This is a genomic window from Pseudomonas sp. N-137 (assembly GCF_034555295.1).
GTDB classification, from domain to species: domain Bacteria; phylum Pseudomonadota; class Gammaproteobacteria; order Pseudomonadales; family Pseudomonadaceae; genus Aquipseudomonas; species Aquipseudomonas rhizophila.
Genome location: NZ_JAXUDQ010000021.1, coordinates 1 through 543, shown reverse-complemented (window position 1 = coordinate 543; position 543 = coordinate 1). Strand labels below are relative to the sequence as shown.

The window sequence follows — 543 nt, the reverse complement described above, 5'->3', positions numbered from 1 at the left end:
CCAGACCGCCGGCAGCATGGTCACCCAGACGTAGCGCTGGCGCTTCATCTTGATCAGTACCACGGTGCCGAGCATCAGGGCGATACCGGCCAGCATCTGGTTGGAGATGCCGAACAGCGGCCACAAGGTGTTGATGCCGCCCAGCGGATCGATCACGCCCTGGTACAACAGGTAGCCCCACAGCGCCACACAGCCGGCGGTGGCGATCAGGTTGGCGACCCAGGATTCAGTCCGCTTGAGGGCTGGTACGAACGAGCCCAGCAGGTCCTGCAGCATGAAGCGCCCGGCACGGGTGCCGGCGTCTACCGCCGTGAGGATGAACAGCGCCTCGAACAGGATTGCGAAGTGGTACCAGAACGCCATGGTGTTCTCACCCGGCAACACCGAGTGCAGGATCTGCGCGATCCCCACCGCCAGCGTCGGCGCACCGCCGGCACGGGCCAGGATGGTGGTCTCGCCGATGTCATTGGCCACCGCCTGCAGCGCTTCGGGGGTGATTGCAAAGCCCCAGCTGCTGACAGTCTGCGCCACGCTCACCACATC

The 543-nt window shown here is 65.2% G+C and carries 1 protein-coding gene; it reads right to left on the bottom strand.

Annotation, left to right across the window (positions count from 1 at the left end; genetic code table 11):
- On the bottom strand, positions 1-543 hold a 543-nt coding region (locus tag T3A99_RS17090; RefSeq protein WP_322834593.1), incomplete at both ends, for a carbon starvation CstA family protein.